Source organism: Nitratireductor sp. GCM10026969 (assembly GCF_042660605.1).
GTDB lineage: Bacteria > Pseudomonadota > Alphaproteobacteria > Rhizobiales > Rhizobiaceae > Chelativorans.
Genome location: NZ_JBHSUM010000022.1, coordinates 1 through 14,071, shown reverse-complemented (window position 1 = coordinate 14,071; position 14,071 = coordinate 1). Strand labels below are relative to the sequence as shown.

The window sequence follows — 14,071 nt, the reverse complement described above, 5'->3', positions numbered from 1 at the left end:
GTCGTCCCTTGTCCGATCCTCAGGAGGATGTCTCGGCAAGCAGCGGCTTCTTCTTCCGCAAAAGCTTCATCGCGACCGGCAGCAGCAAGACAATCGCCGTCAGCACAAACAGGGTCAATGCGATGGGGCGCTCGATGAAGATCAGCACGTCACCCTGCGACTGTATCAGCGTGCGGCGGATATTGCGCTCCAGCATCGGCCCGAGGATGAGCCCGAGGACGAGGGGAACCGGCGGATAGTCGAGCTTGATGAGGATCAGGCCGAAGAAGCCGGCCAGAAGCGCGATCGTCACGCCCGACATCGAGTAGCCGATGGAGAAGACGCCGAAGACGATGATCGCAAAGACCATTGGATAGAGGATTGCCGACGAAATGAACAGGAGCGAGGCCAGGAGCGGCGTCAAAAGGAGCGTCAGGAAGACGAGCATCACGTTGCCGATCCAGAAGCTGCCGAAAACCGTCCAGATGAAATCGCCATTGTTGACGAAAAGCAGAGGCCCGGGCTGTAGGCCCAGCATCAGGAGGCCTCCCATCATGACGGCCGTCGTCGCCGAGCCCGGGATCCCGAGCGTGAACAGAGGGATCATCGAGGAATAGGAGGCGCTGTTGTTGGCCGCTTCGGGTGCGGCGATCCCCTCGACGATGCCGGTGCCGTATCTTTCGGGCGTCTTGGACATGCGCTTTGAGGCGGCATAGGCCATCATGGTCGCTGCGGTCGCTCCGATCCCCGGCAGGACGCCCACGAAAAATCCGGTAACCGCTCCCTGCAGCAGGTCGATGCGGGATCGGACAGCATACTTTACTCGCGGAAACAGTCCGGAAAGTTCAAACTTGGCGAGGCCCTTCGTCACATTCTCGTTGAGGCTGGTGAACATCGCGGTCAGTCCGAACAGGCCCACCGCGACGACCGAGAAGTCCAGACCGTCGAACAGTTCCATGGAACCGAAGGTAAACCGGATCGGACCGGCGATGGGATCGAGCCCGATCATGCCGAGCCAGAAACCAATGGCGAGAGCGGTGAAACCCTTGATCGCGTTGCGGTCTCGCGCGCTCTTCCGTCATTCCCCATGCCCGAAAGATGGCGGCGGCTTGATTCTCATGTGTTTGATAGCCGTGTGCGATCAATCCGGCCTCCCTCCGAGACGCATACCCATTGTCCGGAGGGTGCCCCATGGAGAAGGGGCAAGAAAAGATTGGTTTCTCTTAAATCAAGCCAAATCTTTCCTTTGGTTTTCGCCACCGAGACCCGACCCAAAGCGGAACCGGGCAAGCGCGAGGATGGCTTGCCGTCCGAACGCCTCGGCGTGGAAAGGGAGGCCGGTTTGCCTACGCGGCCTCGGCGCCAAGCGCCTCGATCCGCTGACCGCCCTCGGCGTCAAAGAGGTGGACATGCGCGGTGTCGAACACGAGGTCGACACTTTCTCCCGACCGGGAAACACGGCCGGGCGTCAGGCGCGCGGTCAGTTCCACACCGGAAAGCTCGCACAGCGCCATCACATCGGATCCCAAGGGCTCCAGAATCTTGGTCGTCGCCGGAAAAGTCATCGCGTTTCCGTGCGGGCGGAACTGGGACGGCTCCAGATGTTCGGGGCGGATACCGAGGACCACTTCGGTGCCGTTTTGCACGCCGTAGGGCGGCAGGGCGATGCGAAGGTCGTCACGGATGACCGCCTCGGCCCTGTCTCCTTCGACCACGTAATATGCCTTGACCATGTTCATGGCGGGCGAGCCGATGAATTCGGCGACGAAAAGATTGGCCGGACGTTCATAAAGCGCGAACGGGGTGCCCACCTGCTCGATGTGGCCGTTGCGGAGCACCGTGATCCGGTCCGCCAGCGTCATCGCCTCGACCTGATCGTGCGTGACATAGATGGTGGTCGTCTTCAAAAGCGCGTGCAGGCGCTTGATCTGGGTGCGCATGTCGACGCGCAGCTTGGCGTCGAGATTGGACAGCGGCTCGTCGAACAGGAAGGCTGAGGGCCGCCGGACGATCGCGCGTCCCATCGCCACACGCTGGCGCTGCCCGCCGGAGAGCTGGCCGGGCTTGCGATCGAGAAGCGGCGTGATCTGCAGGATGTCCGCCGCTTCCGCGAGCTTCTCCTCGACCTCCGAGGCCGGCGCCTTGCGCATCCTCAGGCCGAAAGCCATGTTCTCGCGCACGGTCATGTGCGGGTAAAGCGCATAGTCCTGAAAGACCATGGCAATGTCCCGGTAACGCGGTTCGAGCGCATTCACCAGCCTGTCGCCGATCAGGATATCGCCGCCGGTGATCGTCTCGAGTCCCGCCACCATGCGCAGGAGCGTGCTCTTGCCGCAGCCGGAGGGGCCGACGAACACCATGAATTCATGGTCGGCGATGTCGAGCGAAACGCCGTGGATGACCTCCGCTCCCCCGTAGCTCTTGATGACATCCCTCAGCTCGATCGTGGCCATGCGCGCCGCATCCCTCGTTTCGCCCTTGCCTTATCGTTATCAATATTGATAATAATGGAAGGAGACGCAGGCGACAAGAGGCGGGCCGATGGCATTTGCCCTGACCGGCAGAAGAGGACGCGAAGCGACCCAGCGGGTGTCGAAGAGCATGGAGGTCTTCGAGGGGCTCAAACGGGCGATCATGCTCGGCGAGGCGGCTCCGGGAGAGACCCTTCTGGAACTCGAGCTCGCCGAATATTTCGGCTGCAGCCAGGGCCCCGTACGCGAAGCGCTGCTCAACCTTCAGGACGAAGGTCTTGTGGTGCGCATGGGGCACAGGGGCACGCGCGTGTCCGACTGCACGCGGGACGAGGCGGTCGAGATGTTCCGGCTGCGCCACGGGATCGAGACCCGCGGGATCTGCCGCGCCGTCCAGCGGATAAACGACAAGGCCCTCGACGATCTGCGCCACTACCTGGCGGCGATGATGAAGGCCGCGCGCGCGAAGGATGAATATGCCCTCGCCGATTTCGACCGCAGCTTCCACATGTGCCTGTTCCAGGCCGCGGACCTTCCCGCGGTCGAGCCGCTCTTGTCACGCTGCATCCTGCACAACCAGCGTTTCAAGATCCTGCGCAGCGGCGAACAGCGCGATCTCGACGTCACCGCGCGGCGCCACGAATCAATCATCGAAGCGCTCGATTCCCGTAACGAGGAAGCTGCGATAGGCGCCATCGGCCACCACGTGGCGACGATCGTCGATTTCGGGCCCGCCCTGTTCGAGCAGCCCTCCCACGAGGAAAGCATATGACGGGGCGGGCGGGATCAACGGCGGTGCGGGCGCCCGAGCCGACCCGGCAGATGGGGGCGCTCATCGAGTGGCTCAAGGCAGAAGACGAGGGGCTTGCCGATTCCTTCTCGCTGCCGCTCGACCAGGCACGCGCGCAGTTCGAACGGAGCAACAGTCGCTGGAACGTCGAACTGCCTGAGATGGCGGCAGCGAAAGACATAACGCTGTCGGACGGCTCCCAGATCGGTCCGATCACGGCGACATTGCGGATTCCTTTCGAACCCAGACCGGGTTTCATTCTCTATCTGCATGGCGGCGGCTGGATGTTCGGCTCGCCGCATACCCACGAGCGGGCCATCCGCCTTCTGGCTGCATCCTGCCGGATGGCGGTGATCGCGCCGTTCTACCGTCGCGCGCCCGAGGCGCCGTTTCCCGCCGGACTGGAGGACTGCAAGGCAGCCTGGGGTGCGGCTTTCGCGGCGGCCGCGGCACATGGTATCGACGCTGGACCGGCCGGCATTTCAGGAGATTCAGCCGGCGCCAACCTCGCCATGGCCACCATGCTCGGCGCCCTTCGGGATGGCACGCCCCTGCCCGACTTCGCGTTGCTCTTCTACGGCGTCTATGGCGCGGACTTCGCCACCGCATCCTACCGCATGCCGGACCCGCCCTACGGCCTCACGGCCGCGCGGATGAAGGGCTATTGGGACCGGTATGCACCGGATCCCGCGTTGCGTAGCGATCCGCTGACCGCTCCGCTCAATGCCTCGAACGAAGCGCTGTCGGCCCTTCCGCCCCTCTATCTCAATGCGGCCGAGCTGGACCCGTTGCGGGACGACACGCTCGGCCTTCACGAACGCCTGAGAGCCCTCGGGCGCCATGACGTCTGCCATCTGCATCGCGGCGTGGTGCACGGCTTCATGCAGATGACTGCCGCGCTCGAGGAGGCGCGTACCGCCTTTGCTCTGGCCGCCGACTGGCTGGACACGGCCGGACATTCATCCAACCACGGGAGGAAAAGATGAGAAACGCTTTGAAAACGCTCGCACTGGCTGCGTCGATATCGGCAATGGCGGGCCTTGCCCACGCGGATTCGACCGTGCGGTTCTGGTACCATTTCGACAATCCGGACAATCCGATGAACGCGCTGATCGCCAAGTTCGAGGAGAAGAACCCGGGCATCACGATCGAAGCCGAGAACGTGCCGTGGAACAGCTATTACGACAATCTGTACACGGCGATCGTCGGCGGCGGTGCGCCGGACGCCGCCATGGTCAAGCTCTTCGCGCAGCCGCGGCTCGTTGAAATGGGTGCGCTCGAGCCGATCGATGAACGGCTGGCGAATTGGGATGGCAAGGACGACCTGCTCGACAACATCCTGGAGATCAACGCCGGCCCGGACGACAACCAGTACTACCTGCCCGTCCAGTACGTGGTGCTCTATCTCTATTATCGCGCCGACATGTTCGAGGAGGCGAGCCTCGCACCGCCTGAAACCTGTGAAGACTTCCTGGCCGCGGCCCAGGCGCTGACGCAGGATACGGATGGAGACGGTAATAACGACGTCTACGGCTTCGGCTTCCGCGGCGGTAAAGGCGGTCACGACCACTGGGCGAGCCTGGTGCTGTCCCATGAGGGCGTTTCGCTCGAAGACGAAGAGAGCCTGACCAGCGAGACGGCCATTGCCGCGAACCAATGGGTGATCGACCTGCATCGCAAGCACGGCGTCTTTCCACCGTCGGCCCCGAATGACGGGTTCCAGGAGATCATCGCTGCATTCCAGCAGGGGCGCACGGCGATGACGATTCACCACATCGGCTCCTCCAACGCCATGGTCGAGGCGCTCGGCGACAAGGTCTCCGCAGCACCCGTGCCGGAATGCGGCGGCGGGCGTTGGACGGCTTTCGGCGACGAGTCACTGGCGGTGTTTTCCTCGGCGGAAGACAAGGAAGCCACCTGGAAATGGATTTCCTTCCTCGCCTCCAGCGGAAACAACGCGCTCTTCAATGAGGCGACCGGTCAGTTGCCCGTCACCAAGTCGGATTCGGAGAACTGGCGGAACCACGAGGCGCGCTTCGTAGAGGCGACGATGGACTCCCTTCCCTTCGCCGAGACCCTTCCGGCAACGGGTGCGACGTCCGATTTCGTGGACAATGTCTGGCCGCGCGCCATGCAACGCGCCCTTCTGGGCGAAATCACCTCCGACGAGATGATGCGCGAGTTCGAAGAGCTCTACGCGTCCGAGTAAGCCTATTCCGGCAGCCGGGCAACGGCCCGGCTGCCCGTTTCCAGAACCGGTCCGACGATGTCCTCAGCTGCTCGCACAGTACCGCACGGCCGCGGAAGAACCCGGGAGAGCGTCTCCGCGTTTCCCTATCTCCTCCTGACGCCAGCGGTCCTGGTCACTCTTCTGATCGTCTTCCTGCCCATGGCGGAAGCGATTTTCCTGAGCCTGCACGACTATGTCGTCTGGCGGCCGGCGGACCGTACGTTCATATGGTTCGGCAACTTCATCGCGGCGTTTCAGGACGATGTTTTCTGGATCTCCTTCTGGAACACGCTGCTGTGGATCGGCATCACCATTCCCGCGCAGGCGCTCCTCGGGCTCGTCACCGCCATCCTGCTCAACCGTGATTTCTTCTGGCGGCCCGTGGCGCGGGCGCTGATTATCATTCCCTGGGCCTTGCCGAGCGTCGTTATCGCGCTGATGTGGCGCTGGATCTATGACGCCAATTACGGCGTGCTCAACGACATCCTGTTCCGGCTCGGGATCATGCAGTCCTCCTTTCCGTGGCTGGCCGATCCCGACACGGCGCTCTACGCCGTCATCCTCACGCTGACCTGGCAGGGCTTTCCCTTCTTCGCCGTGATGATCCTAGCGGGCCTGCAGTCAATCCCCAGGAGCTACTACGAAGCGGCGGCGATCGACGGCGCCAGTAATTGGCAGCAGTTCTGCAACATCACGCTGCCCGGCATCGCAGGCGTGCTTGGCACCGCGATCCTCCTGCGCACGATCTGGGTCGCCAACTCCATCGACGTCATTTACGTCATGACCGGCGGAGGGCCGGGCTACGCCACCCACACATTGCCGCTCTACGCCTTCATCGAAGCCCGCTCCAGCCTGAACTTCGGCTATGGCTCCGCGCTCGCGGTCATTTTCACCATCATGCTGACCGGGCTCGTGCTCGTCTATCTCTCGCGCGTCAACAGGACCCTGGACTGATGGTACGCCGCCAATCCGCCCTTCGTTCGCTCTTCGGCACGCACCTTCCGGTGCTGGCGATCGTCGCCTTCGCGCTCGGTCCGTATATCTGGATGGCGCTGACCTCTTTCACCCCGCAGGAGCACTTGTTGCAGGCAGGCGTCGCGCTCGATCCGCAGAACTGGACCGCGGCGAACTACGAGAGGCTCGTTGGCCGCACGGACTTTCCGTTCAACATGGTGCACAGTTTCATCGTGGCCATCGGAACCGTCGTCCTGGGGCTGAGCCTCAGCGTCACCGCGGCTTACGCGTTCTCGCGCTTCCGCTTTCCCGGTCGGCGCGTTCTGATGATCAAATTCCTCGTTATCAACATGTTTCCCGTCGTCCTGCTCATCCTGCCGCTCTTCGTGATCATGCGCCGGCTCGGCCTGATCGACACGCATGCCGCGCTGATCATCGCCAACGCCACCGTGGCGATCCCCTTCTCGGTGTGGATGATGACCAGCTACATCAATTCCATTCCAAGGAGCCTCGACGAAGCGGCCATGATCGACGGCTGTTCGCGGCTGGGGGCGCTCAGGAAGGTGATCCTGCCACTCATCCTGCCGGGCATCATCGCCACCGGCATCTATATCTTCATCACGTCCTGGAACGAGTACCTTTATGCACTGACGCTGGGCGGCCGCAACGTGCGCACCATCACCGTCGCCATCCAGACGCTCATCGGGGAATACCAGATCGAATGGGGCCTGCTGACGGCAGGCGGCGTGCTGGGCGCCATGCCCGCCACGCTGCTCTTCCTGCTCATCCAGAAACGGCTGATCTCGGGCCTAACACAGGGTGCCGTCAAAGGCTGACCGAACCGTGGAGAATACATTGATGACCAATCCCGTCGGGCTGATTTCCATGCAGATCGCCCGCCCTTTCACCGAAGACCATTTCCCCTGGCTGAGGCGCCTGAAGGCGCTGGGTTTCGACTTTATCGAGCTGCTGGTGCCAGAGCCCGGCGACGTCGACCTGAAAAAGTTGCGTGAGGCGCTCACGGATGCCGGGCTCGATGTCGTGCTGGCCGCCCGCGTCAACATGGAGCGCAACCTGACCAGCAGCGATGCGACCTGCCGGCAATCGGGCCTGGACTACCTGAAATACGCGATTGAGTGTGCCCACACGCTCGGCGCCCGCATCGTCGGCGGTCCCCTCTATGGCAACCCGCTGGTCTTTGCGGGGCGGGCGCCGCACCCCGTCGACGAGACACTTCGTGCCGCGCGTGAGAATTGGTGCGTGGAAGGTCTCAAGGCCGTCGCCCCGTTCGCAGCGCAGGCGGGCGTCACCCTCGCCGTGGAGCCTCTCAACCGTTTCGAAACCGACATCCTGTGCACGACGCGGCAGGGCACCGCGCTCATCGACCTCGTCGGCGAGCCGTCGGTGGGGCTCATGCTCGACACCTTCCATATGCACATGGAGGACGCGAGCATTCCCGAAGCGATCGTCGAAGCGGGTCCCCGCATCGCGCATTTCCAGGCGAACGAGAATCATCGCGGTTTCCTCGGCACGGGCGCGACCGACTGGGTCGCCGTTGCCCGGGCGCTCCACGCCGTCGGCTATGCGGGTCCGATCGCGCTCGAACCATTCCGGCGGGACGACGATCGCATCGCGGTGCCGATCGCGCAGTGGCGGCCTCCGCATGAGGACGAGACGGAAAAGCTCGCCGCCAGCCTCGCACTCCTGAAGAACGCAATGACAATGGGACGCTATCGTCGATGACGCTCAATATCGGCTGGATTGGTTGCGGGCGACACGCCGCGCAGATGCTTTTGCCACAGCTCGTCCGTCAAGACGTCCGCATCGCCGCCATCTGCGACATCGATGCCGGTCGCGCCGCGGACGTGGCCCGCCAATACGGGGTGGGCGCGGTCTTTTCCGACGCGCGGGACCTGCTCGCCCATCCCGGGCTCGACGCCGTCGGTCTCGCCATCGGCCCCGCGGCGCATCTCGAGATCGGCAAGGCCGCACTCGAACACGGATTGCCTGTCTTCATGGAAAAGCCGCCCGGCGCCTCCCATGAGGACGCGCTGCGCCTCAGGGACGCTTCGGAAAAGGCCGGCAAGCCTCTCGTGGTCGGCTTCATGAAGCGCTTCTCGGCGGGCAACAGGATCGCCAAGGCGGTGATCGACCGGGATTTCGGCTCCGCACTCGGCTTCTACGGCTCCTACATGACGGCCCCCACTTATTTCGAGGGCAACGCCGACTATACCGGTTTCCTGCTGCACCATTGCGTGCACTACATGGACCTTCCGGCCCATCTGGTCGGCCCCATCGCGGCAATGGAGCCGCGGGTCATGGAGAAAGAACCCGGCAAGATCCTGCTGCACGTCGCTATTCAGTTCGAGAACGGGGCGATCGGGACGCTGGTGATGGGGACGATCCAGTCCCGCGGCACGCCCATGGAGTTCGTGCAGGTCATGGGTGATCATCGCCGCGTCGAGATCGACAACGTCATCGGGGTTACCTATCACCGCGACCCGCCGTTCAAGTCCGACAACCCGGAAGCGAGTCTGATCGACGGGGAAGACAGCTTGTCCTGGCGGCCGAACTTCACGGCCGCGGCCAACGAGGATTTTAAGGGTTATCATGCGCTTTTGAAGGAAACGGTCGCCGCCTTCCGGGGCGAGCGCAATTCGGCGCCCCTGATCGACGATGGCGCAACGGCGATGCGCTGGCTCGAGACGATCCGCGCCAGCCTCCCGGCGTGACCGGCGGCGAGCCTTTCAGGCCGACTTTCGATCCTGCGCGTCCGCAGGCCGGCGAAGGCCTCCTGCCGTTTCGATGAAGGCGCAGATCTCCTCGACGCCCTTGCGGCGCGAGAGGTCGGTCATGATATAGGGCCGCCCTTCGCGCACTCTCTCGGTGTCTTCCCGCATCACCTCGAGATCGGCCCCGACATGCGGGGCGAGGTCGGTCTTGTTGATGATGAGCAGGTCAGAACGCGTGATCGCCGGCCCGCCCTTGCGCGGGATCTTCTCTCCCTGGGCCACCGAGATCACGTAGATGGTGAGATCCGCGAGATCGGGCGAGAAGGTGGCGGCCAGATTGTCGCCGCCGCTTTCGATCAGCACCATGTCGAGATCGGGGAAGCGGCGATTCAAGTCAGCAATGGCCGCCAGATTGAGGGAGGCATCTTCGCGGATCGCCGTATGCGGACAGCCGCCCGTCTCCACACCGACGATCCGGTCTTCCGAGATCGCCTGCAAGCGCGCCAGGATCAGCGCGTCCTCCCTGGTGTAGATGTCGTTGGTGACCACCGCCATGGAATAGCGGTCGCGCATGGTCTTGAGCAGGACTTCGCACAGCGTGGTCTTTCCGGAACCGACAGGTCCGCCGATGCCGATGCGCAGGGGGCCGTTGAGCGATGTCATGAGCGGAAAATCCTCGTGCCAAGCGTTTCGTGTTTCATGGCGGCGATATCGGCCGCATAGGCGGCGGCGCCAAGATCGTCGGTCGTGGCGTTAGACAATCCGGCCGACAGTTCCGCAACGAGCGGCTCCAGCGCCGCCTGAATTTGAAGCCCCTCCGTCTGGCCGATCGGCACGAGCCGGACGGCGACCGAGACCTGCGCCTGGACATGGACGGTCAGGTAGGCGGCGAGCGTGTCGGTGAGGTCGATGCCGGCTGCGCCGGCCACCGCACCGAAAGCGACCGGATACGGGCATGGCTCCGGCAGCCGGTCGTGCACCGGGTCGGGCCACGCGCGTGCGGCCTCGGCAAAGGCGCCTCCCGTCACCAGCATTTCCGTATGGCGCTCGAGCGCCGGCGTCAGCGCCAGGCAGAACTCGGCAAGTTCGGCGAGCCGGTGAGGCGCCTCGTGTCCGCGCCACGCCTCCGCGACCAGGATTGCGTCGTTGCGCGCGGTACCGCTCCTCAGGTTTCCTGCGATCCAGTCTTTTGTTTCCGCACGGCCGGCCATCCGCGCATGGGCGATTGCCGTTTCCAAACCGGCGGAATAGGCGAACGCGCCGATCGGAAAGGCCGGCGAGCACCACGTCAGCAGACGGACGAGCCCATTGTTCACCCCTGCCCGGCTCCTTCGAGATCCGTGTAGTCGCCGATGGCGAGATAGTGCAGTTCGCGAACGACCCTTATGCTCGGCTTGAGCGCGAAGAAGGCCGATCCGATGATGAAGCACCAGATGGCCGGCGTCTCCACCGCCGGGTAGAGGAATAGAACGGATCCGACAAAAAACAGCATTGCCGCGGCAAACTCGGCGACGGTGTAGCCTATCTCGTAATAGGCGTAGAGCTTCCGATGCCTGCATGAACGGGTAGGGTTCGACGGGTTGAAGATCTTCATGGCGCTACCCCAAGCTGTTTCTGCCGATGGAGGCATAGCAGAATTCACGCGCCATGTTCGTGGTCTCCTCCGCCCCCGTGATGATGGCCGTGGGAATGGCTGTGGTAGGCACCCCTCTCCGGAGAAAAGGGCGCCATGATCTCGCCCACCGTCGCGCCCAGGCCGATCAGCATTTCGTGAATGACGTGATCGCGGCGGATGAGGATCCGGTCCTCCGCAATTTCCGCCGGCAGGTGGCGGTTGCCGAGCTGCCACGCCAGAGTGACCAGATGGCGGGCATCGCGCCCACGCACCTCGTAGAGCGGCTCCGGCGCGGCATGCACTTCGATGACGCGCCCATCGTCGAGCACGAGCCCCTCGCCATGCTGCAGGAGCCGCGCCTCGGGCAGGTCGAGGAGGAACTCGATGCCGCCGTCGGAGCGCATCGCCATGCGGCGGCGGTGGCGTGCCGTTTCGTCCAGGGTGATCTTGTCGGCGGGGTCGGCGACGGTTTGCGTGACACATGTGGCGGTCGGGAGCATGGAATCCTGCTATTGTCTGGAGAGTGCCATCGACGCGCCGGAAGCGATGAGCACGCCACCGACGAGCCGGTTCAACTGCACGAATATGCGGTTGGACTTCAGCATCTTGCCGATCAGCGTTCCGGCAGTCACGTAGAGCATCACCGCCGCCACCTCCAGGAGGAGGAAGACCCCGCCCATGGCCGCAAGCTGCGTCCAGGCGGGCGCGGAGGCATCGATAAACTGCGGGAAAAAGGCGGTGAAGATGGCGATCGCCTTCGGATTGCTGATGGCGATCAGAAAGTCGCGCCGCATGAGGGGGCGTACCGCCGTTTCCTGGCTCTGGGCGGCGGCAAGGGCGCGTGCCTTGCGCAGGAACTGAATGCCCACATAGACGAGATAGACGGCGCCCGCCAGCTTGACGATGGTGAAGGCGGCCGCCGAGGCGGCGAGCACGGCGCCGAGCCCCACGATCGTGATCAGGATCAGAAGCGCGAAGGCCGGCATGCGCCCGAGTCCGCCCAGCATGGCGCGGCCGAAGCCGAGCCGGGCGCCATTGGCAAAGGCCAGCATGTTGTTGGGGCCCGGCGCGCTGTTGAGCGCGAAGCAGGCGGGGATGAAGATGGACCAGGCGATCATGGTGCCCTCGTTCGCGTTACGGACAAGGCGGCAATCCTAGAACAGGAAGTAACGCTGCGCCATGGGCAGCTCCGCCGCCGGCTCGCAGGTAAGGAGCTCGCCGTCGGCCCGCACCTCGTAGGTTTCCGGATCCACCTCGATCTCGGGTGTCAAGTCGTTGAAGAGCATCGCCTTCTTGCCGATCTGCTCGCGTGTGTTCTCCACCGCAAGCATGCCTTTTTCCACGCCGAGCCTTTCCTTCAGCCCGTCGTCAAGTGCTGCCTTCGAGACGAAGGTGACCGAGGAAGCGGTGATCGCCTTGCCGTAGCCGCCGAACATGTACCGATAATGGTAGGGCTGGGCGGGGATGGAGCCGTTGGGGTCGCCCATCGGGGCGGCCGTGATCGACCCGCCGATCAGGATCATGTTGGGCTTCACGCCGAAAAAGGCGGTGTCCCACAGAACAAGGTCGGCGCGCTTGCCCACCTCGATGGAGCCAATGTGCTTCGAGATGCCGTGGGCGATGGCCGGATTGATCGTGTATTTGGCGATGTAGCGCTTGACTCGGAAATTGTCGTTGTCGCCGGTCTCCTCCGGCAGCCGCCCGCGCTGGCGCTTCATCTTGTCCGCCGTCTGCCAGGTGCGAATGATCACCTCGCCGACACGGCCCATCGCCTGGCTGTCCGAGGCGATGATGGAGAAGGCGCCCATATCGTGCAGGATGTCCTCGGCGGCGATCGTCTCCTTGCGGATGCGGCTTTCGGCAAAGGCCACGTCTTCGGGGATCGAGGCGTCCAGGTGATGGCAGACCATCAGCATATCGAGATGCTCGGCGATGGTGTTCACCGTGTAGGGGCGTGTCGGATTGGTGGAGGACGGGAGTACGTTCGAAAGTCCGCACACCTTGATAATGTCCGGCGCGTGGCCGCCGCCGGCGCCTTCGGTATGGTAGGTGTGAATGGTGCGGTCCTTGAAGGCGCGAATGGTGTCTTCCACGAACCCGCTCTCGTTGAGCGTGTCGGTGTGGATCATCACCTGCACGTCGTAATCGTCGGCGACCGAGAGGCAGTTGTCGATTGCCGCAGGCGTGGTGCCCCAGTCCTCGTGCAGCTTCAGCGCGCAGGCCCCGCCCTTCACCATCTCGACGAGCGGTGCGGGGAGCGAGGCGTTGCCCTTGCCCGCAAGCCCGATATTCATCGGAAAGGCGTCGAAAGACTGGATCATGCGGCCGATATGCCAGGCGCCCGGCGTGCAGGTGGTGGCGAGCGTGCCGTGCGCCGGCCCCGTGCCGCCGCCCAGCATGGTGGTCACCCCGCTCATCAGCGCTTCCTCGATCTGCTGCGGGCAGATGAAATGGATATGCGCGTCGAAGCCGCCGGCCGTCAGGATCTTGCCCTCGCCGGCGATCGCCTCGGTGCCGGGGCCGATGACGATATCGACACCGGCCTGCGTGTCAGGATTGCCGGCCTTTCCGATGCCTGCGATCCGGCCGTCCTTCAGGCCCACATCGGCCTTGTAGATGCCGGTGACGTCCACGACCAGCGCGTTCGTGATGACGGTATCCATCGCGCCATCGGCGCGGGTGACCTGGCTCTGGCCCATGCCGTCGCGGATCACCTTGCCGCCGCCGAACTTCACCTCCTCGCCGTAGGACGTGAAATCCTTCTCCACCTCGATGAAGAGCTCGGTATCGGCAAGCCGCACCTTGTCGCCCGTGGTCGGGCCGTACATGTCGGCGTAGGCAGCGCGGGAAATTCTTGCGGGCATCTATACCGCTCCCATTATTTTCTGCTGGAACCCGTAGACCGTCCGGGCACCGGAGAATGGCACCAGCCGCACTTCGCGCGTCTGCCCGGGCTCGAAACGGACGGCGGTACCAGCCGCGATGTCGAGACGCATGCCGCGGGCCTTCTCCCGGTCGAAGGAAAGCGCCTCGTTCGTCTCGAAGAAGTGGTAGTGCGAGCCCACCTGCACCGGCCTGTCGCCGGTGTTGGCGACTTCGAGCACGACCTGACCGGCGCCCGCGTTCAGCGTTACCTCGCCGGGCTTGGTGATAACTTCACCGGGGATCATGGCATATCCTCCTCTTGTCGGCGGCTCATCCGGCGAAGGCCAGCCACAGGCCGGCGAGCGCCGTTGCAAGGCCGGCGAAGCGAGTGAGGCCCGCACGCTCCTGCCGCCAGCGGCCAACGCCGAGCCCGAG

General features: G+C 63.9%; 16 protein-coding genes. 7 read left to right on the top strand and 9 right to left on the bottom strand.

Translation table 11 applies throughout. From position 1 onward, the window contains the following. Positions 1–19: 19 nt before the first annotated feature. Positions 20–1,030 (bottom strand): tripartite tricarboxylate transporter permease, encoded by a 1,011-nt coding sequence (locus ACFP9U_RS07590; RefSeq protein ID WP_378620320.1) that lies wholly within the window; start codon positions 1,028–1,030, stop codon positions 20–22. Positions 1,031–1,325: 295 nt separating this feature from the next. After that, positions 1,326–2,432: an ABC transporter ATP-binding protein gene (locus ACFP9U_RS07585; protein WP_378620262.1), complete on the bottom strand. Its 1,107-nt coding sequence runs from the start codon at positions 2,430–2,432 to the stop codon at positions 1,326–1,328. Positions 2,433–2,520: 88 nt separating this feature from the next. Between ACFP9U_RS07585 and ACFP9U_RS07580 the strand changes: the two genes are divergently transcribed. Genes ACFP9U_RS07580 through ACFP9U_RS07550 form a run of 7 tightly spaced genes read left to right on the top strand, consistent with a single transcriptional unit; the run spans position 2,521 to position 9,156 of the window. Next, the gene (locus tag ACFP9U_RS07580; protein ID WP_378620260.1) at positions 2,521–3,222 is read left to right on the top strand and encodes a GntR family transcriptional regulator; all 702 of its coding nucleotides are present in this window, start codon (positions 2,521–2,523) and stop codon (positions 3,220–3,222) included. Next, positions 3,219–4,226, top strand: a complete 1,008-nt coding sequence (locus ACFP9U_RS07575; protein ID WP_378620259.1) for an alpha/beta hydrolase — start codon at positions 3,219–3,221, stop codon at positions 4,224–4,226. Before ACFP9U_RS07580 ends, ACFP9U_RS07575 begins: the two co-directional genes overlap by 4 nt. Beyond that, positions 4,223–5,449: an ABC transporter substrate-binding protein gene (locus tag ACFP9U_RS07570; protein WP_378620257.1), complete on the top strand. Its 1,227-nt coding sequence runs from the start codon at positions 4,223–4,225 to the stop codon at positions 5,447–5,449. Before ACFP9U_RS07575 ends, ACFP9U_RS07570 begins: the two co-directional genes overlap by 4 nt. A gap of 57 nt (positions 5,450–5,506) precedes the next feature. Further along, the gene (locus ACFP9U_RS07565; RefSeq protein ID WP_378620255.1) at positions 5,507–6,424 is read left to right on the top strand and encodes a carbohydrate ABC transporter permease; all 918 of its coding nucleotides are present in this window, start codon (positions 5,507–5,509) and stop codon (positions 6,422–6,424) included. Then, positions 6,421–7,260, top strand: coding sequence for a carbohydrate ABC transporter permease (locus ACFP9U_RS07560; protein ID WP_378620318.1), 840 nt, complete (start codon positions 6,421–6,423; stop codon positions 7,258–7,260). The genes ACFP9U_RS07565 and ACFP9U_RS07560 overlap by 4 nt, the downstream gene beginning before the upstream one ends. Before the next feature lie 22 nt (positions 7,261–7,282). After that, positions 7,283–8,167: a sugar phosphate isomerase/epimerase family protein gene (locus tag ACFP9U_RS07555; RefSeq protein ID WP_378620254.1), complete on the top strand. Its 885-nt coding sequence runs from the start codon at positions 7,283–7,285 to the stop codon at positions 8,165–8,167. Beyond that, positions 8,164–9,156 (top strand): Gfo/Idh/MocA family protein, encoded by a 993-nt coding sequence (locus tag ACFP9U_RS07550; protein WP_378620251.1) that lies wholly within the window; start codon positions 8,164–8,166, stop codon positions 9,154–9,156. The genes ACFP9U_RS07555 and ACFP9U_RS07550 overlap by 4 nt, the downstream gene beginning before the upstream one ends. A 15-nt stretch (positions 9,157–9,171) precedes the next feature. Here ACFP9U_RS07550 and ureG read toward each other — a convergent pair whose 3' ends face one another. From ureG to ACFP9U_RS07515, 7 genes are read right to left on the bottom strand one after another with little or no spacing between them, the layout of a single operon-like run. Next, a complete protein-coding gene (gene ureG, locus ACFP9U_RS07545; protein WP_378620249.1) occupies positions 9,172–9,819 on the bottom strand; it encodes an urease accessory protein UreG in 648 nt (215 codons plus the stop codon). Then, positions 9,816–10,472: an urease accessory protein UreF gene (locus tag ACFP9U_RS07540; protein ID WP_378620247.1), complete on the bottom strand. Its 657-nt coding sequence runs from the start codon at positions 10,470–10,472 to the stop codon at positions 9,816–9,818. The genes ureG and ACFP9U_RS07540 overlap by 4 nt, the downstream gene beginning before the upstream one ends. Continuing rightward, positions 10,469–10,750 carry a YrhK family protein gene (locus tag ACFP9U_RS07535; protein WP_378620245.1) on the bottom strand — a complete coding sequence of 94 codons (282 nt, stop codon included), beginning with the start codon at positions 10,748–10,750 and terminating at the stop codon, positions 10,469–10,471. Before ACFP9U_RS07535 ends, ACFP9U_RS07540 begins: the two co-directional genes overlap by 4 nt. A 44-nt stretch (positions 10,751–10,794) precedes the next feature. Then, the gene (locus tag ACFP9U_RS07530; RefSeq protein ID WP_378620242.1) at positions 10,795–11,271 is read right to left on the bottom strand and encodes an urease accessory protein UreE; all 477 of its coding nucleotides are present in this window, start codon (positions 11,269–11,271) and stop codon (positions 10,795–10,797) included. 9 nt (positions 11,272–11,280) lie between these two features. Next, positions 11,281–11,889, bottom strand: coding sequence for a LysE family translocator (locus tag ACFP9U_RS07525; protein ID WP_378620241.1), 609 nt, complete (start codon positions 11,887–11,889; stop codon positions 11,281–11,283). A 36-nt stretch (positions 11,890–11,925) separates the two neighbouring features. Further along, positions 11,926–13,635 carry an urease subunit alpha gene (ureC, locus tag ACFP9U_RS07520; RefSeq protein ID WP_378620239.1) on the bottom strand — a complete coding sequence of 570 codons (1,710 nt, stop codon included), beginning with the start codon at positions 13,633–13,635 and terminating at the stop codon, positions 11,926–11,928. After that, the gene (locus tag ACFP9U_RS07515) at positions 13,636–13,941 is read right to left on the bottom strand and encodes an urease subunit beta (protein WP_378620238.1); all 306 of its coding nucleotides are present in this window, start codon (positions 13,939–13,941) and stop codon (positions 13,636–13,638) included. Between the last annotated feature and the right edge of the window lie 130 nt (positions 13,942–14,071).